1 protein-coding gene is annotated in these 1,253 nt (G+C 32.4%); it reads left to right on the top strand.

Annotated features, from left to right (window positions below; all coding sequences use genetic code 11):
• The first annotated feature begins 222 nt into the window (after positions 1-222).
• On the top strand, positions 223-1,236 hold the full coding sequence (locus V7024_RS23810) for an LCP family glycopolymer transferase (RefSeq protein ID WP_335524533.1): 1,014 nt from the start codon (positions 223-225) through the stop codon (positions 1,234-1,236).
• The last annotated feature ends 17 nt before the right edge of the window (positions 1,237-1,253 follow it).

The following is a 1,253-nucleotide window of genomic DNA, read 5'->3' as shown; positions in this document are numbered from 1 at the left end:
TTCTTAAACAGATGCCTTATCATAATAAAGGCATCTGTTTTTTTGTACAAATAACAAAAAATACAATATATCTTTATAAAACGATATGTTTCATATATTTCATTTTCATGTCAATTAAAATTTAATAGTGAAAACTCATTTTATTTATGTAAAATAGAAAGTGTGTCTTTTTTAAGATTATCAGAAAATATCTGAATTGATTGTTTAAAGGAGAAATAATTAATGAAACCTGATTTAGGAACGATAAATAGAGCATCACAAAAACGCTCTAAGAAAAAACGTGTATTATGGTTTGTTCTCATTCCTTTATTCCTTTTGATTATTGGAGGAGGCAGCTATTGCTTCCATATATATAATAAAGCTCAAGCTGTTGCCAATGACGCTTACTCAAAATTAGGACGCGGGGATAAATCGGACAAACGCGAAAAAGCAGTAAAACCGATGACTGATAATATTTCGGTCTTAATTATGGGTGTCGATGAAAGTGATACACGCGCAAAAGAATACGGAACTGCAACTCGTACAGATGCATTGTTACTTGCAACGATTAATAAAAACGATAAATCTGTGAAACTATTAAGCATTCCTCGTGATTCTCGTGTATATATTCCATCAAAAAAGAAAGAAGATAAAATTACACACGCCCATGTATTTGGTGGCGTAGATAGCACGATTAATACAGTAGAACGCTTTTTAGATGTTCCTGTTGATTATTACGTAAAATTTAACTTTAAATCATTTATAAAAATTGTTGATTCTCTTGGCGGTATTGACGTAGACGTACCAGTTTCATTTACTGAACAAGACAGTAAAGACCAACCAGGTGCTATTCACCTTGAAAAAGGTCGTCAACACTTAAATGGTGAACAAGCGCTTGCACTAGCAAGAACGCGTCATATTGATAGCGACTATATGCGCGGTCAACGTCAACAACTTGTTTTAGAAGCAGTTGCTAAAAAAGCATTATCTGTAAATTCAATCAGTAAACTTGGCGAATTACTTGATTCAGTCGATCATGATTTAAAAACAAACTTAACTTTCGATGATATGATGGCCATTACGAAAAATTCAATGGACTCTAGTCTAAAGATTGATAAATTACAAGTAAAAGGCGAAGACAAATACATTGATGGTATATACTATTACGTTCCTGACGAAAAGAGCGTTCATGATATTACGAAGGAACTACAAAATCATCTTGGCGTTACAGGTAAATTAGATCATAAGAAATTATAAAAAAAACAGCTGTTGTA

It is taken from the genome of Bacillus sp. JJ864, from assembly GCF_036963045.1.
Taxonomy (GTDB): Bacteria; Bacillota; Bacilli; order Bacillales; family Bacillaceae_G; genus Bacillus_A; species Bacillus_A pseudomycoides_C.
The sequence above is the reverse complement of the archived record's forward strand: the minus strand, read 5'-3'. Positions and strand labels throughout refer to the sequence as shown.